This window comes from Chelativorans sp. Marseille-P2723, assembly GCF_902809845.1.
Taxonomy (GTDB): domain Bacteria; phylum Pseudomonadota; class Alphaproteobacteria; order Rhizobiales; family Rhizobiaceae; genus Chelativorans.
The window spans coordinates 70,983-85,374 of the sequence record NZ_CADDWI010000012.1; the positions used below are offsets into that span (position 1 = coordinate 70,983).

Genomic DNA, 14,392 nt, shown 5'->3' on the forward strand with positions numbered 1-14,392 from the left:
GAAAAGGCTCCTACTTCTTGAGGCTCGGGGCTATCTCGGCGCAGGCCTTGCACAGGCCCTCCACTGAGGCCACCGATTTGTCGAACATTTTTTGTTCGGACCGGTTCAGGTCAATTTCGATGACTCGTTCGACCCCGCCGGCACCGATCACCACCGGTACGCCCACATAAAGGTTCTTGACGCCATATTGTCCTGAAAGATGGGCAGCGCAGGGAAGGACCCGCTTCTTGTCCTTCAGATAGCTTTCGGCCATGGCGATGGCGGAAGAGGCGGGAGCATAGTAGGCCGAGCCTGACTTCAGCAGGCCCACAATCTCGGCGCCGCCATCGCGGGTGCGCTGGACGATCTGATCGATCTTCTCCTTGGAGGTCCAACCCATCTTGACGAGATCGGGTATGGGGATACCGGCAACGGTGGAGTAGCGGGTGAGTGGCACCATGGTATCGCCATGTCCACCAAGGACGAAAGCAGTCACATCCTCGACAGACACATTGAATTCTTCGGAAAGGAAATAGCGGAAACGGGCGGAATCCAGAACACCAGCCATGCCAACGACATGGGTCTTCGGCAGGCCAGAGAACTTCTGCAACGCCCAAACCATTGCATCCAGAGGATTGGTAATGCAGATAACAAACGACTTGGGCGCATATTTTTTGATGCCCGCGCCCACCTGTTCCATTACCTTGAGATTGATTTCCAGAAGGTCGTCACGGCTCATACCCGGCTTGCGCGGCACGCCAGCTGTGACGATGCAAACGTCCGCTCCTTCAATCGCGGCATAGTCGCTGGCACCAAGGAACTTGGCGTCAAACCCGTCCACCGGAGAAGATTGTGCGATGTCCAGTCCCTTGCCCTGCGGAATACCCTCGGCAATGTCAAACAGAACAACATCCCCAAGTTCCTTCAGGCCCGCCAGATGGGCGAGCGTGCCGCCGATCATGCCAGAGCCTATGAGTGCGATCTTGTCGCGAGCCATATGGTGAAGTCCCCCTTCCGACATCAGTGCTGCAAATGGGCGAAACGGCATGCCGAAGCCAGCCGACGATATTCCTCGGATAAGCAGACCCGGAGCAAAAGTTCAACCGATTCTTTTTGACCTCGTTATTTCAAACGGTTAGAAGTATCGGCGCTTACGTAAAGGTCAAAAACCTGCTGCCGCGACCGCCATGGGACCCGTCCGACGCGTGTCTGAGGGCTGCAAAGCGGCTGCCTAACGAGGAGCAGACCCATCCTATTCCGCGGCGATGGCGTCCGGTTTCTGCCGCGGCTGAGCCCAATCCGCGCTCTGCATCTCCATGAGGCGGGAAGCCGTGCGCTCGAACTCGAAAGCTTCCGTCCCAGACGCGGCTACATATAGCCCATCGGGCTTCGCCTCGGCAGAAATAAAGACACGCGTGCGGCTATCATAAAGTGTGTCGATGAGAAGAATAAATCGCTTTGCCTCGTTGCGGCGAGGCCGATCCATGACAGGAACACCGTCAATGAAGACGGTATCGAAGCGTTGCGCGATAACGATATAGTCGCGAGCGCCGAGCGGCCTGCCGCACAATTCTTCAAAGGCAAAGCGACCGGCTCGTCCAGCGGCGCGAGGCACCACCACCTGTCGACCCTTCACGGTAAGGCGTTCTTCCCGGCTGGGCTGGCCAGCTGTGATCATTTCCCATGCCTCGTCCATGCCACGCTTTGTTTCTGCATTGAGCGGGGTCATGTAGACCGGCAGCCGCCTCAGCTTTTCCAGTCGATAGTCGGTTGGGGCATCCAGATGCATCACCTGGGTAGAGCGTTTCAGAACTCCGATAAAGGGCTCGAAGAGGCCGCGGTTCAGACCGTCTCGATAAAGGTCCTCCGGGGCAACGTTCGAGGTGGCGACCAGCACCACACCCTCCTTGAAAAGCGCGGAAAAAAGGCGCGAAAGGATCATAGCATCGGCGATGTCGGTGACGGAAAACTCATCGAAGCACAGGACCCAGGCTTCGCGGGAAATGGCTGCAGCGACTGGCGGAATCGGGTCCGTTTCCCGCGTTTTGCCGTTCTTGAGCGCCTCGCGGTGCTGCGCGATCCGGTCGTGCACATCCGCCATGAAGTCGTTGAAATGGGTTCGCCTCTTGCCACGTACTGGGAGCAGCTTGAAGAAAATATCCATAAGGGCTGTCTTGCCGCGTCCTACGCCTCCATAGATGTAGAGACCCTTTACGGCCTCCCTGCTCCTCTTGTTTTTTGCGAACAACCACCCGAGAGCGCTCGACTTGCGGGCAAGACGATGCGCGCTGATAGCTTCGATCAGCCCATCGAGTGCTGCCGCCACCTTTTCCTGCTCCAGGTCGCGGCTGAACGCTCCCGTCTCCACCAGATGCGCATAATGGCTCACAACGGAAGGATGCGTCACCAGGCTTCCGCTCAGGGACATTTGACTACCGCGGAAAAGTTGAGGTGGCGGATGATTGAGAAGCGAAGTTGTCTTCGCCCTTGAGCGTCAGCGTGAAATGGAAACAGGAGATCCATTCGTCGTTCGGCCGTCCAGCCTTTCTTGTCCACTTGGATAAAGCTGTGCGATCGTATCGCCATTTTCATTATAGATGACCACCTGATTGCCCGAGACATCCCAGGCACGCATGTTGGCAAGTTCATTGCCGCAGCCCCGGGTTCCTCCGCGCGACGAATTACCGTATTTGGTGAGGGTAAGGAACATCTGACAGGACGCTCCGGCAGTAGACACGTTCCAGGAACCGAGCAAACTGTTCTTGCTGACCGGGCCCGCCCCGGCCTGAGTGGCCGGATCGATGGCTGCCATCTGCCCACCGGCCTCCGCTCCGGGAGCCGCAGGAAATTCGGTGATCCCCGTGGGCTGGCTCGGGGGCGGAAGTTGGCCCACTGTCACGGAACCGGAGGGCGCGGCTGCCAAAGGCGCAGGGCGGCTCGCATAGGGAGAGCCGAAGCGCTCAGTCTGGCATCCCGCCAAAACAAGGGCAACAAGTGCAATGGCGAAAGCTCCGGTTCTATCCTGTGGCATTCCTCTCTCCGTTAGCCGTCCCGCCCGGCTGCCTCTGCGGTCGCCGCGCACAAATGCGATTGTTTTCAACGCTATCACACATAAGCATGGTTAAGAACCGGTTTCAGGAAATATGGCAATGGCGGCGGAAAAGTGGTCCTATCCCAAAGAAGAGGCGGCAAAGCCTCTGCAACAACCGCTCGATGAACGAGGCTTTCCAAGCTCGAATAAGATCCGGATTTTCCGCCGTTGCGGTTACTGCAAGCCTGTCGAGCTACAATAACCTCACTCGTTGCCATGAGCCCGCTGCGACATCCTTCTCGCTCATCGCACTCGCGGCGCCGCGAGGGACGCCGACTGGTAATTTCGCTCGGCTTCCGCCATATAGGCGGCATAGCCGGATGGATCGGAGCCTTATGGCAATACAAGCGAACTTTGCGAAGATGAACGGGCTCGGCAATTCAATTATCGTTGCCGATATGCGGGGGTGCGCGGCTCACATCAGCCCCGCAGCAGCGCGTCGTCTCTCAGACGACCCGGCCACCCGTTTCGACCAGATTATGGCTATCCATGACACGCGCCTGCCAGGCATCGAGAACTATGTCGAGATCATCAATGCCGACGGCACTCAGGCGCAAGCTTGCGGCAACGGGATGAGATGCGTCGTGCTGGCGCTTGCCACCGGGACAGGCAAGCGCACCTTCACATTCGAGACAATTGCGGGCGTCTTGACCGCTGAAAAGCATGAGAACGGCCTGATATCAGTCGATATGGGCAAACCCCGCTTCGGTTGGAAGGATATCCCCCTTGCGGAAGAGTTTTTCGATACAAGCAGGATAGAGTTGCAGGTCGGGCCAGTCGATGCACCCGTACTGCACTCGCCTTCTGTCGTTTCCATGGGAAATCCGCATGCGATCTTCTGGGTTGAAGAGGACCCTTCACATTACGCGCTGGAACGGTTCGGGCCACTGCTGGAGAACCATCCGATCTTCCCAGAGCGCGCCAATATTACCATTGCTTACGTTGATTCCAGCGAGGCGTTGACCATCCGGACCTGGGAGCGCGGAGCAGGGCTGACGCTTGCCTGCGGTTCAGCGGCGTGCGCTGCGGCGGTATCGGCGGCGCGGACCGGGCGCACGGGACGCAAGGTCGCAGTCACCTTACCCGGCGGCGCGCTTGAGATATTCTGGCGCGAGGATGATCACGTCATTATGACGGGACCTGCGGAGTGGGAGTTTTCGGGCCGCCTGGATCCGGAGACCGGAGCCTGGGAGCGCGAGAGCGAAGGTGCCGCCTGATGGCAGTCGACGTCATAACATTTGGCTGCCGCCTCAACACCTATGAGTCTGAGGTGATCCGGCGCGAGGCCGAAGCGGCAGGCCTTGGTGCGTTGCAAGATGGCGCGGTAGTCATCAACACATGCGCGGTGACGGCGGAAGCCGTGCGGCAGGCGCGTCAGGCGATCCGCAAGGCCCGGCGCGAGAACCCACGGGCACGCATTATAGTCACCGGCTGCGCTGCACAAACCGAGCCCGGCACCTTCGGCGGGATGGAAGAGGTGGATCTCGTCCTCGGCAATGACGAAAAGCTGAAGGCCCATAGCTATCGCGCCCTTCCCGATTTTGGAGTCAACAATTTCGAGAAGGTCCGCGTCAACGATATCATGGAGGTACGCGAGACCGCCTCCCATATGGTCGACGCCATCGAAGGACGCGCACGCGCGTTCGTGCAGGTACAGAACGGCTGCGACCACCGCTGCACCTTTTGCATCATTCCTTATGGACGCGGCAATTCGCGGTCGGTGCCCATGGGCGCGGTGGTGGATCAGGTGCGCCGCCTGGTGGACAACGGCTATGCAGAAGTGGTGCTGACGGGCGTTGACTTGACGAGCTTCGGCACGGACCTGCCGGGCAGCCCACGCCTCGGCAAGCTCGTGCGCACGATCCTGCGCCAGGTTCCGGACCTGATGCGCCTCAGGCTTTCTTCCATCGATTCCATAGAGGCGGATCCAGTCCTCTTAGCGGCGCTCGCAGAGGAATCCAGGCTGATGCCGCATCTTCATCTTTCGCTCCAATCGGGCGATGACATGATATTGAAGCGCATGAAGCGCCGGCATCTGAGGACTGACACCATTCGATTCTGCGAAGAAGTCCGCCGGCTGAGGCCTGATATCGTGTTCGGTGCCGACATCATCGCAGGATTTCCGACTGAATCCGAGGAGATGTTTGCTAACTCGCTCGCGATTGTTGAGGAATGCGGGCTCACCCATCTTCACGTTTTCCCCTTCTCTCCACGCGATGGCACGCCTGCCGCGCGCATGCCGCAGGTCCCGCGCGAGATCGTGAAGGAGCGCGCAGCGCGTTTGCGCGCAATCGGCGACGGAGCGTATCGGGCGCATTTAAACCGGCTCCAGGGCACGACGCAGCGCATTCTCATCGAGCGCGATGGCCTTGGCCGCACGGAAGATTTCACGCTGACCGCAATCCAGGGCGGAAAGCCAGGCGAGATCGTCGACGTGCTTGTCACCGGCCATGATGGCGAGCGACTGTCTGCGACGATGCTGCAACAGGCTGCATGAGGTACTGACAGCGGATGGCGTTGGGTTTTATCAAGAAGGTTTTCTCTTTCGGCAAGAAGGAGGTGGAGAAGCAGCCGGAGGAAAGTGCTGCCCAGTCCGAATTGGTGGATGTGGCTGCCCCGCAGAAAGTGCACGAACCATTATCGCCGGCACCGTTGACGGAGGATCCGGCGGCTCTTTCCCCATCTCCCAAACCGGAGGAACAGCAGCCTGAAACTCAGGCGCTGGTGGAGCACCCGGAGAGCCTTGACGCTCCAGCAGAGGCGTTCCCACCCGAAATACCGCAAGGCGTCAAACCGGAGGCGGACGTTTCACAAGCCCCTGACGCCGATGAAGCGCAGGACCCACCCTCCCTGTCCCTATCGGAGGATCGGATTGACGCGCAGCACGAGGACGAGGGGAAAGGTTCGACACCGCTGCCTGCCGATCTGACACCTTCCGCAGAGCCTTCGACGATGGAAGGAACAGACGAGGAGGAAGCGGCAGCGGCTGTCGAGCAGGAAAAGGAAGCCTCGTCCTCGACCCTAGACGCCGAAGAACCACCCAAGCCATGGTTCCAGCGCCTGCGTGAGGGTCTTTCGCGGTCCTCCCGCGATCTGCGCGAAAACATTGCAAGCATTTTCCTCAAGCGCAAGCTTGACGAAGATACGCTGCAGGATCTGGAGGACGTTCTGCTGCGAGCCGACCTTGGACTTGAGACCGCTATGAGCATCACGGACGCCCTCTCCACCGGCCGTTATGGCAAGGACATCTCTGGTGCCGAGGTGCAGGCTGTGATGGCCGAAGAGATCGAGAAGGTACTTGCGCCAGTGGCACAGCCGCTGGAGCTCGACCTTTCGGTAAAGCCGCATGTCATTCTCGTGGTCGGGGTCAATGGTACCGGCAAGACCACGACAATTGGCAAGCTGGCAGCAAAGCTCAGACAAGGGGGCCTTTCCGTCATGCTGGCGGCGGGTGATACTTTCCGTGCGGCTGCCATTGAGCAACTTAAGATCTGGGGAGAGCGGACGGGCTCGGCGGTTGTCGCTTCCCGACTTGGCGCCGATGCGGCGGGACTTGCCTATGACGCGTTCGAAAAGGCGAAGGCTGCCGGCAGCGATGTGCTTATCATTGACACGGCCGGCAGGCTCCAGAACAGGACCGAGCTAATGGCGGAATTGGAGAAGATTGTGCGGGTACTGCAAAAACATGATCCGCAGGCTCCCCACACAGTTCTTCAGACGCTGGACGCGACCACCGGGCAGAATGCCCTTAATCAGGTCGAGATCTTCCGCAATGTTGCGGGCGTCTCGGGCCTGGTCATGACCAAGCTTGACGGCACGGCGCGCGGCGGCATCCTTGTGGCAATCGCCGCCAAGCACAAGCTGCCTGTCTATTTCATCGGCGTCGGCGAAGGTGTTGACGACCTGGAACCCTTTTCCGCAGGCGATTTCGCCAAGGCGATCGCAGGAGTTCAATGAGTGGCTGATAACAGGATCCTTGAGCGCGAACCGTCCGCTCCCAAGCGCAAAGAAATGAACCCGCTGCTCAAGCTTGCGCTGGAACTCGGGCCCCTCATGATCTTCTTCTTCGCCAATGCGCGCGGAGATCAGCTTGCGGACCGATTTCCCGCACTATCCACCATGGGCGAGCCGATCTTCATCGCCACGGGTCTATTCATGGTGGCGACAGCAGTTTCCCTTGCCGTCTCATGGATGCTCGTGCGCAGCCTGCCCGTAATGCCGCTGGTTTCCGGTATCGTGGTCTTTGTTTTCGGCGCTCTGACGCTGTTTCTTCAGAACGATACGTTCATTAAGATGAAACCTACCATCGTCAACACGCTCTTTGGAACGATCCTTCTGGTCGGCCTCGGCTTCGGCCAGTCGCTACTGGGCTATGTCTTCGATTCCGCCTTCAAGCTGGATGCCGAAGGATGGCGAAAGCTCACCTTGCGCTGGGGCGTATTCTTTCTCGTGCTGGCCGCCATTAACGAGGTGGTCTGGCGTTCCTTCTCCACCGATTTCTGGGTAGCCTTCAAGGTGTGGGGAATCATGCCCATCACCATTCTCTTCACCATGAGCCAGATGCCGCTCATCATGCGGCATTCGCTGGAGGAGAAAGGGCAATAGCAGCAGCACGTCTACTGCCACTATCTATCTGATCCCTGCTTATCGTTCCCGGACCCTTACGGTGCGCCCCCGTGCCGCCGCAATGGCGTTGTCAAGGTTGTGGTAGTAACGAACCGTCGGTGCTCGCAGTCCGAGCTTGAGCAGCATCTGACGCATGGATCGGCTTGCACCGACCAGATAAACGACCGCGCCATTCCGGCCGACCTTGCGGACAAAACCATCGATCGTGGCAGCGGCGGTCGAGTCGAGCACGGTAACATCTGAAATGTCGAGGACATAGGCTTTAGGTTGCCCGCCCACTCGGTCCAAAGCGGCGCCTACGCTAGCGGCTGCACCGAAGAAAAAGGCACCCGAGATGCGGTAGACAACCACATCATCATCCGTCGCAACGCCCGGAGCGTAAGGCGTCTCTCCGTTGTCAGCACGATCCGGCTGAATGATCCCATGCGGCCGGTCCACGGCAACGGCATTTGACATGCGGTGAAGGAAAAGCAAGGCGCCGATACCGAAGCCGACGAGAATGCCTTCTGTCAGATCACGGAAGACGACGAGAAGAAACGTCACCATAAGCACGACTGCGTCGCCCCGTGTGGAGCGAAGAAGAGCAGCAAACTGGTGCTTCTCGGCCATATTCCAGGCGACCACCACTAGAATTGCGGCAAGGGCGGAAAGTGGAATGAAGCTGGCAAGCGGCGCAGCAACCAGCATGAACGCCAGCAGGAAGAGCGCGTGCAACATTCCCGAAACAGGACCGTGCGCGCCCGCCCTCACATTGGCTGCCGTCCGCGCGATGGTTCCAGTGACGCAAAAGCCGCCGAAAAGGGCCGCCCCCATATTAGCCACGCCTTGGGCGACTAGCTCGCAATTGGAGCGATGGCGACGGCCGGTCATGGAGTCGGCTACCACTGCCGAAAGCAGGCTCTCTATTCCGCCGAGCATCGCAAAGGAGAGGGCTGCCGGCAGCACGGCGGTTATTTTCTCCCATGAAAGATCAGGAAGGGTGGGAAACGGCAATGTCTGCGGAATTCCGCCAAAGCGTGTGCCAATTGTCTCCACCGGCAAGGAAAATATCCATGCAGCAACCGTGGCAAGCGCGACGGCGATCAGGAAGCCCGGCCATTGGGGCCTGTAGCGACGAAGAAGAAGGATGACCGCCACCGATGCTACAGCCAGCACGACGGCAGCACCGTTGATGGTCGGAAGGGCCGCGCCCAATGCTTGCAGCTTCGGTATGATCGGGCCAGGTTCCTCGCCCTCCAATGTAAGCCCGAAAAAATCCTTGAGCTGACTGGCGAGTATGATGACCGCGATGCCCGCAGTGAAGCCCACCGTCACCGGATAAGGGACATATTTGATGAATGTCCCGAGCCGAAGCACACCAACGGCAAGCATGATGAGGCCCGAAAGGAAGGTGGCGAGGATGAGACCGTCCACACCATGCAGCTGGACCGTGGTCAGCACCAGCACGATGAAGGCACCCGCCGGGCCGCCGATCTGATAGCGGCTCCCACCCAGCGCAGAAACGAGAAAGCCTCCGATGATGGCAGTATAAAGCCCCCTTTCGGGGCCAACTCCGGAAGCAATGGCAATTGCCATCGACAAAGGCAGGGCGATGATAGCCACCGTAAGCCCTGCAATCGCATCTGCCTTGAGCGCGCGCAGGTCATAGCCTTCACGAAGGACCGTTACGAGCTTCGGTGTAAACAGTTCAAGAGATGTGGGCTCACGCGTTTGGGCGAGCATTACCGTGCCTTCTCGTCAATCGGCAACGGCATTTTAGCCTGGCGATCGCCGTTGCATCAGTTTTCTGCCGGCTCGTCCCTGACCACCACATCCTTGAAGCGGACACCGCGACCCCGGCCAGCGCTCGGAGCATTTTCGCCAATCAGTTCGATGCCGGCCGCGTCCAGAGCCTCGATCACCTTGTTCAGCGTGTCTACCACACCACGCACGACGGCACCCTCGCTCGCCTCCATTCTTTGGATGGTAGGAAGCGAAACACCTGAAAGCTCAGCAAGGCGCTTCTGGTCAATGCCCAGAAGTGCGCGCGCGGCGCGCATTTGCGCGGCGGTGATCATGAAGAATAGATCGTCCGTTAATGATGTGTAAAACATAATCTATGATGCTTGAAAAATCAAGATTAACGTTTCAAAGGCGCATTAAGGCGCACTTGCAAACAGGCCATCATCTGCGGTGATCGGTTTTTAAGGGTCCTGCTCAGCTTGCTTCAGATGAGCATCAACCGAAACGCCAGACCGTCGTCCGCTTCACCTCGGCATCCTCCAGAACACGCGTCACCGGCACGCAATAGGTAGCAAGCGGCAACAGCCGTTCCTTGGGAAGGTAAGCGCGGCCCGGATCGCCAACCAGAACGTCGGTGCCTGCCTGGGCAAGGGCGGCAAACCATTCTTCCAGACGCGCCGCGAACGCCCGGTCATAAAAGACATCGCCCGCCAGCAAGACATCGCAGGATTGCTGCGCACCTACCAGATCATCAGCAACAATTTCAAAGGCCACATCGTTCGCCACCATGTTCAACTGGCAGGCGACCGCAGAGAATGGATCGGTATCCGCTGCTCTGACCAGTCTAGCGCCAGCAATGCAGGCCGCCACCGCTCCAAGCCCGGACCCGGCGGCGAAGTCGAGCACACGCTTGCCCGCTACCGTCTCAGGATGGTCGAGAATATAGCGGGCGAGGCCCTGCCCGCCCGCCCAGGCGAAAGCCCAGAAGGGCGGCGGCAGGCCTATTTCATCGAGCTCTTCCTCCGTTTTCTGCCAGAGTCCGTGTGCCTCATCCGCAAGATGCAGCATGATCTCCGGCACGTGCGGCGGGGCAGCAAGCGTCGTGTTCGCCAGTATGAAGGCACGGCCTTCGGCAACATCCAGTTTGTGCGTCACGGTGCCTTGTCGAGGCCGCCCATGCGGCAGATTTCCTTCCATTCCGCCTCGCTTACGGGCTGCACGGAAAGACGAGAATTGTTGACTAGAACCATATCCTTGAGCTTCGGGGTCGCCTTGATCTCCTCCAACGTGACCGGCTTGGGCATATCCTGCACTGCGCGGACGTCGACACACTCCCAGCGCGGGTCATCGGTCGTCGAGTCGGGATGGGCCTCAGCGCAGACCTCGACAATGCCGACGATGCTTTTTTCCTTCACCGAGTGATAGAAGAAGCCCAGGTCGCCCAGCTTCATCGCGCGCATATTGTTGCGCGCCTGGTAGTTGCGCACGCCGTCCCATTCCGCGCCTTTCGAGCCCTGCTGCTTCTGCATTTCCCACGACCAGGTTTCAGGCTCGGACTTGAACAGCCAATAGGCCATCACTCGCTCTCCGGTCTATTAAACACCCAGTTCCACGGGCGGACCTTGATGGATTCAAAAAGCCCTGCCAACGCGTAGGGATCGGCATTTGCCATTGCCTCGGCATCCGCTTTCGCTGCCGCCCGCACAGCCACCATGCTACCACAAGGTTTTCCCTCATCATCGAGGAATGGGCCGGCGAATACGAGTTTCCCTTCGGCATCGAGCTTTTCGAGGTGCGCAAGATGCTCGGGCCGCGTGTCCATGCGGACTTGCAGATGGCCGGGCTTGTCGCGGCAAGTGATGACAAAGATCATGGTACCCCCTTCCTGGTTCTAAATTTCAGCCGGTCTCGCTCTTCAGCGGTCTGGCGAGGAAAGCATGCATGGTCGCCTCAACCGTGAGGCGGCCTTCAAGTATTCCGGTCACCGCTTCGATGATCGGTGCATCGAGCCCTCTTTCGCCGGCAATCCGCGCTGCGATGCCTGCCGTGAAGACGCCTTCGGCGAGCGGCAGCCCTTCAACACTTTCGCCTCGCCCTAGCGCCATGCCATAGGCGAAATTCCTCGATTGCGCCGAACTGCAGGTAAGGATGAGATCGCCCAGACCGGAAAGGCCCATCAGCGTCTCCGATTGTGCTCCGAAGGCTTTCCCAACTCGTCTCAACTCAACGAAGCCGCGCGTCGTTATGGCCGCGACTGCGCTGGCACCGAGCCCTGCTCCGCTTGTCGCGCCCGCAGCGATGGCCAGCACATTCTTGAGCGCGCCGCCCATCTCCACGCCCGCCAGGTCGTCGCTTGAATAGCAGCGCAGGTTGGGTGCGGAAAGCTTCTCGGCAAGACTTGCAGCAAACGTCGCCTCGCTCGCGGCGACGGTAACCGCAGTGGGAAGACCGCGCGCCACATCCGCAGCAAAGCTCGGACCAGAGAGGGTTGCAAGGGGATTTTCGGGCAGAACCTGGCGGGCGACTTCGGACATGCGCTGCCCCGTTTCCCGCTCAATGCCTTTTGCGCATAGCACCACAGGCACATTTGGCGCGAGCACGGGCCGGGCGGCAGATAGAACACCCCTCATGGCTTGTGCCGGAACCACGGCAAGCACACAATCCGCCCCGGCCAAAGCAGCGTCCATGTCGTCGAGCGCAGCTAGGCGTGGCTCAAGAGACACAGCCGGTAGATAGCGGCTGTTTACATGCGCGTGAGTGATCTCATGCGCCAATGCCGCGTCTCGGGTCCACAGCACAACCTTGTGGCCGGCACGCGCCATGGTCAGCGCGAGCGCGGTGCCCCAGGCTCCGGCTCCCAGAACCGCGATCGACCAGCTCATGCCTTGGCTCCACGTTTGCCAGCGCCGATGACAGGCGCGCTTTGTTCATCGAGCGGCCACCGTGGACGGGGAGCAAAAGCAAGACCATCCGATGGCACCATGTCCCTTTCCAGCCGCTCTAGGGCCGCCCAGGCGATCATCGCGGCATTGTCGCCGCAAAGTTCGGGCGGCGGTGCGACAAGCCGGAAGCCTTCACGCCGGCAAAGTTCTTCCAAGGTCCGGCGGACCGTTGCATTGGCTGCCACCCCGCCCGCGACGACAAGCGCAGGGTCTACTAGCTCAGGATAATCCGCGCGAAACCGCGAAAAGCTCCGCGCCACGCGGTCCGAGAGCGTTTCCGCTACTGCCATCTGGAAGGAGGCGCAGATGTCCGCGATATCGGTGTTCGACAGCGGCGCCAGTTCGCTCGCCAACCGCCGCACCGCGGTCTTAAGTCCTGAGAAGGAGAAATCCGGACGTTTCTCGCCCTTGAGTGGGCGGGGAAAGGCGAAGCGGGTAGGATCGCCCTTTCTAGCTGCCTTTTCAACGCTCGGGCCTCCCGGATAGGGCAGGCTAAGCAGCTTTGCCGTCTTGTCGAAAGCTTCCCCGAGCGCGTCGTCGATGGTCGTCGCCCAACGTTCGTAACGGCCGATGCCGGCGACATGCACGATCTGCGTATGCCCTCCGGAGACAAGAAGCAGGAGATAGGGAAAATTCAGCCTGTCGGTAAGGCGCGCGGTAAGCGCGTGCCCCTCCAGATGGTTGACGGGCAGAAATGGCTTGCCACACGCAGCCGCTAGCGCCTTGCCGGTAGTAAGCCCTACGATCAGCCCGCCTATGAGGCCCGGCCCCGCGGTCGCGGCAATCCCGTCTACATCGCCGAGCGCAAGGCCCGCCTCATCGAGGGCCGCCTCGATAACGCCGTCCAGCGCCTCCACATGGGCGCGCGCGGCGATTTCCGGCACAACGCCGCCAAAGGCCGCATGCTCCTTGATCTGGCTCAGGATGACATTGGAAAGAATCTTTGGTGCGCCGTCGGCATCGCGGCCGACAATGGCTGCGGCCGTTTCGTCGCAACTCGTCTCGATGCCCAGCACACGCGTCATTCGGTCCGGCCTTCCATTGTTGCCGAGAGGTTTCGTCCCAGGTAGTTAGGTATGCCGGTTAGCACGGACATGACAGCATGCAAACTGATGTGGTGAGAATCGGAACGCGCGGTAGCGCACTTGCTTTGGCGCAGGCAGCTGAAACGCGCGCGCGTTTGATGGCGGCGCACGACCTGCCGGAAGAGGCATTTGAGATTGTCGTCATCAGCACCACTGGTGACCGCATTCAGGACCGTGCCTTGGCACAGGCCGGCGGCAAGGGCCTTTTCACGAAGGAGATCGAGGAGGCGCTCATTGATGGCCGCATCGATCTTGCCGTACATTCCTCCAAGGATATGCCGACCGTACTTCCCGAGGGGCTGGAGCTTTCAGCCTTTCTGGAGCGTGAGGATGTGAACGACGTCTTCATCGGCAGGACAGGAGGCGGGCTTACGGACCTTCCCCAGGAAGCGCGCCTAGGAACGTCGTCCTTGCGCCGCCAGGCGCTGGCTTTGCGGATAAGACCAGACCTGAAAGTTAGTGTTTTCCGTGGCAATGTGCAGACCCGGCTGCGCAAGCTTGAAGAGAATGTCGTAGATGGCACCATGCTTGCCCTTGCGGGCCTTAAGCGACTGAAGCTGGAGCATGTCGGGACGGAAGTTCTGGACATCTCGGATTTTCCTCCAGCTCTTGGGCAAGGGGCGATCTGCATCGAAACGCGGGTGAATGACAAGCGTATCTGGGAACTGGTGCAAGCGATCCATCACGCTGAAACCGGGGTCGCGCTGGCATGCGAGCGCGCTTTTCTCGCCGCTCTCGATGGTTCCTGCCGAACGCCCATGGCCGGTTATGCACAAGTGGACGGCGATCGCATCCACTTTTCCGGCATGATTCTGACACCCGACGGCAAGGAGGTGCATGAGATAACGGGCGAGGGCAGCCTGATCGAGGCATGCGAGATAGGCACGCAAGCGGGCACCCGCATACGTGAGAGGGCCGGAAGCCGGTTCTTCGAAAGCTGGAGCTGA

Annotated in this window: 15 protein-coding genes; 5 read left to right on the forward strand and 10 right to left on the reverse strand. The window is 59.8% G+C overall.

The genetic code is table 11. From position 1 onward, the window contains the following. Positions 1–10: 10 nt before the first annotated feature. The 3 genes from mdh to HUS57_RS10350 form a co-directional block, all read right to left on the reverse strand. A complete protein-coding gene (gene mdh / locus HUS57_RS10340) occupies positions 11–976 on the reverse strand; it encodes a malate dehydrogenase (protein ID WP_173933764.1) in 966 nt (321 codons plus the stop codon). Positions 977–1,231: 255 nt separating this feature from the next. Continuing rightward, positions 1,232–2,407: a cell division protein ZapE gene (gene zapE / locus HUS57_RS10345; protein ID WP_173933406.1), complete on the reverse strand. Its 1,176-nt coding sequence runs from the start codon at positions 2,405–2,407 to the stop codon at positions 1,232–1,234. Between the two features lie 66 nt (positions 2,408–2,473). Continuing rightward, positions 2,474–3,010: a protease inhibitor Inh/omp19 family protein gene (locus tag HUS57_RS10350; protein ID WP_173933408.1), complete on the reverse strand. Its 537-nt coding sequence runs from the start codon at positions 3,008–3,010 to the stop codon at positions 2,474–2,476. A gap of 395 nt (positions 3,011–3,405) precedes the next feature. Between HUS57_RS10350 and dapF the strand changes: the two genes are divergently transcribed. From dapF to HUS57_RS10370, 4 genes are read left to right on the forward strand one after another with little or no spacing between them, the layout of a single operon-like run. Then, the gene (dapF, locus tag HUS57_RS10355) at positions 3,406–4,287 is read left to right on the forward strand and encodes a diaminopimelate epimerase (RefSeq protein ID WP_173933410.1); all 882 of its coding nucleotides are present in this window, start codon (positions 3,406–3,408) and stop codon (positions 4,285–4,287) included. Next, complete coding sequence (gene mtaB / locus HUS57_RS10360) at positions 4,287–5,567, forward strand: tRNA (N(6)-L-threonylcarbamoyladenosine(37)-C(2))-methylthiotransferase MtaB (protein ID WP_173933412.1); 1,281 nt, start codon at positions 4,287–4,289, stop codon at positions 5,565–5,567. The genes dapF and mtaB overlap by 1 nt, the downstream gene beginning before the upstream one ends. A gap of 14 nt (positions 5,568–5,581) precedes the next feature. Continuing rightward, entirely contained in the window at positions 5,582–7,027 is a 1,446-nt protein-coding gene (gene ftsY, locus HUS57_RS10365; RefSeq protein WP_173933414.1) for a signal recognition particle-docking protein FtsY, read from the forward strand. A gap of 54 nt (positions 7,028–7,081) precedes the next feature. Further along, positions 7,082–7,675, forward strand: a complete 594-nt coding sequence (locus HUS57_RS10370) for a septation protein A (RefSeq protein ID WP_173933766.1) — start codon at positions 7,082–7,084, stop codon at positions 7,673–7,675. A 39-nt stretch (positions 7,676–7,714) separates the two neighbouring features. Here the strand turns inward: HUS57_RS10370 and HUS57_RS10375 are convergent, their stop codons facing one another. The 7 genes from HUS57_RS10375 to tsaD all read right to left on the reverse strand — a co-directional run bounded on the left by HUS57_RS10375 (position 7,715) and on the right by tsaD (position 13,385). Next, positions 7,715–9,418: a SulP family inorganic anion transporter gene (locus HUS57_RS10375; protein ID WP_173933416.1), complete on the reverse strand. Its 1,704-nt coding sequence runs from the start codon at positions 9,416–9,418 to the stop codon at positions 7,715–7,717. A gap of 56 nt (positions 9,419–9,474) precedes the next feature. Beyond that, positions 9,475–9,753: a helix-turn-helix transcriptional regulator gene (locus HUS57_RS10380; protein ID WP_173933768.1), complete on the reverse strand. Its 279-nt coding sequence runs from the start codon at positions 9,751–9,753 to the stop codon at positions 9,475–9,477. Between the two features lie 160 nt (positions 9,754–9,913). Next, complete coding sequence (locus HUS57_RS10385) at positions 9,914–10,615, reverse strand: methyltransferase (protein ID WP_173933418.1); 702 nt, start codon at positions 10,613–10,615, stop codon at positions 9,914–9,916. Continuing rightward, positions 10,570–10,995, reverse strand: coding sequence for an EVE domain-containing protein (locus HUS57_RS10390; protein WP_173933420.1), 426 nt, complete (start codon positions 10,993–10,995; stop codon positions 10,570–10,572). Before HUS57_RS10390 ends, HUS57_RS10385 begins: the two co-directional genes overlap by 46 nt. Beyond that, a complete protein-coding gene (locus HUS57_RS10395) occupies positions 10,995–11,291 on the reverse strand; it encodes a YciI-like protein (RefSeq protein WP_173933422.1) in 297 nt (98 codons plus the stop codon). Before HUS57_RS10395 ends, HUS57_RS10390 begins: the two co-directional genes overlap by 1 nt. Positions 11,292–11,316: 25 nt before the next feature. Beyond that, on the reverse strand, positions 11,317–12,300 hold the full coding sequence (locus HUS57_RS10400; protein WP_173933424.1) for an NAD(P)H-dependent glycerol-3-phosphate dehydrogenase: 984 nt from the start codon (positions 12,298–12,300) through the stop codon (positions 11,317–11,319). Beyond that, positions 12,297–13,385 (reverse strand): tRNA (adenosine(37)-N6)-threonylcarbamoyltransferase complex transferase subunit TsaD, encoded by a 1,089-nt coding sequence (gene tsaD, locus HUS57_RS10405; RefSeq protein WP_173933426.1) that lies wholly within the window; start codon positions 13,383–13,385, stop codon positions 12,297–12,299. Before tsaD ends, HUS57_RS10400 begins: the two co-directional genes overlap by 4 nt. Positions 13,386–13,462: 77 nt before the next feature. On the opposite strand from tsaD, the gene hemC reads away from it, so the two are divergent. Continuing rightward, entirely contained in the window at positions 13,463–14,392 is a 930-nt protein-coding gene (hemC, locus tag HUS57_RS10410; RefSeq protein WP_173933428.1) for a hydroxymethylbilane synthase, read from the forward strand.

What these genes read in the sequence shown, in the direction of transcription:
- hemC (WP_173933428.1), top strand. Translation starts at nt 13,463, where the DNA reads ATGCAAACTGATGTGGTGAGAATCGGAACGCGCGGTAGCGCACTTGCT.
- HUS57_RS10380 (WP_173933768.1), bottom strand. Translation starts at nt 9,753, where the DNA reads ATGATCACCGCCGCGCAAATGCGCGCCGCGCGCGCACTTCTGGGCATT.
- HUS57_RS10390 (WP_173933420.1), bottom strand. Translation starts at nt 10,995, where the DNA reads ATGGCCTATTGGCTGTTCAAGTCCGAGCCTGAAACCTGGTCGTGGGAA.
- HUS57_RS10370 (WP_173933766.1), top strand. Translation starts at nt 7,082, where the DNA reads ATGAACCCGCTGCTCAAGCTTGCGCTGGAACTCGGGCCCCTCATGATC.
- HUS57_RS10385 (WP_173933418.1), bottom strand. Translation starts at nt 10,615, where the DNA reads ATGGAAGGAAATCTGCCGCATGGGCGGCCTCGACAAGGCACCGTGACG.
- zapE (WP_173933406.1), bottom strand. Translation starts at nt 2,407, where the DNA reads ATGTCCCTGAGCGGAAGCCTGGTGACGCATCCTTCCGTTGTGAGCCAT.
- mdh (WP_173933764.1), bottom strand. Translation starts at nt 976, where the DNA reads ATGGCTCGCGACAAGATCGCACTCATAGGCTCTGGCATGATCGGCGGC.
- ftsY (WP_173933414.1), top strand. Translation starts at nt 5,582, where the DNA reads ATGGCGTTGGGTTTTATCAAGAAGGTTTTCTCTTTCGGCAAGAAGGAG.
- dapF (WP_173933410.1), top strand. Translation starts at nt 3,406, where the DNA reads ATGGCAATACAAGCGAACTTTGCGAAGATGAACGGGCTCGGCAATTCA.
- HUS57_RS10400 (WP_173933424.1), bottom strand. Translation starts at nt 12,300, where the DNA reads ATGAGCTGGTCGATCGCGGTTCTGGGAGCCGGAGCCTGGGGCACCGCG.
- mtaB (WP_173933412.1), top strand. Translation starts at nt 4,287, where the DNA reads ATGGCAGTCGACGTCATAACATTTGGCTGCCGCCTCAACACCTATGAG.
- HUS57_RS10375 (WP_173933416.1), bottom strand. Translation starts at nt 9,418, where the DNA reads ATGCTCGCCCAAACGCGTGAGCCCACATCTCTTGAACTGTTTACACCG.
- tsaD (WP_173933426.1), bottom strand. Translation starts at nt 13,385, where the DNA reads ATGACGCGTGTGCTGGGCATCGAGACGAGTTGCGACGAAACGGCCGCA.
- HUS57_RS10395 (WP_173933422.1), bottom strand. Translation starts at nt 11,291, where the DNA reads ATGATCTTTGTCATCACTTGCCGCGACAAGCCCGGCCATCTGCAAGTC.
- HUS57_RS10350 (WP_173933408.1), bottom strand. Translation starts at nt 3,010, where the DNA reads ATGCCACAGGATAGAACCGGAGCTTTCGCCATTGCACTTGTTGCCCTT.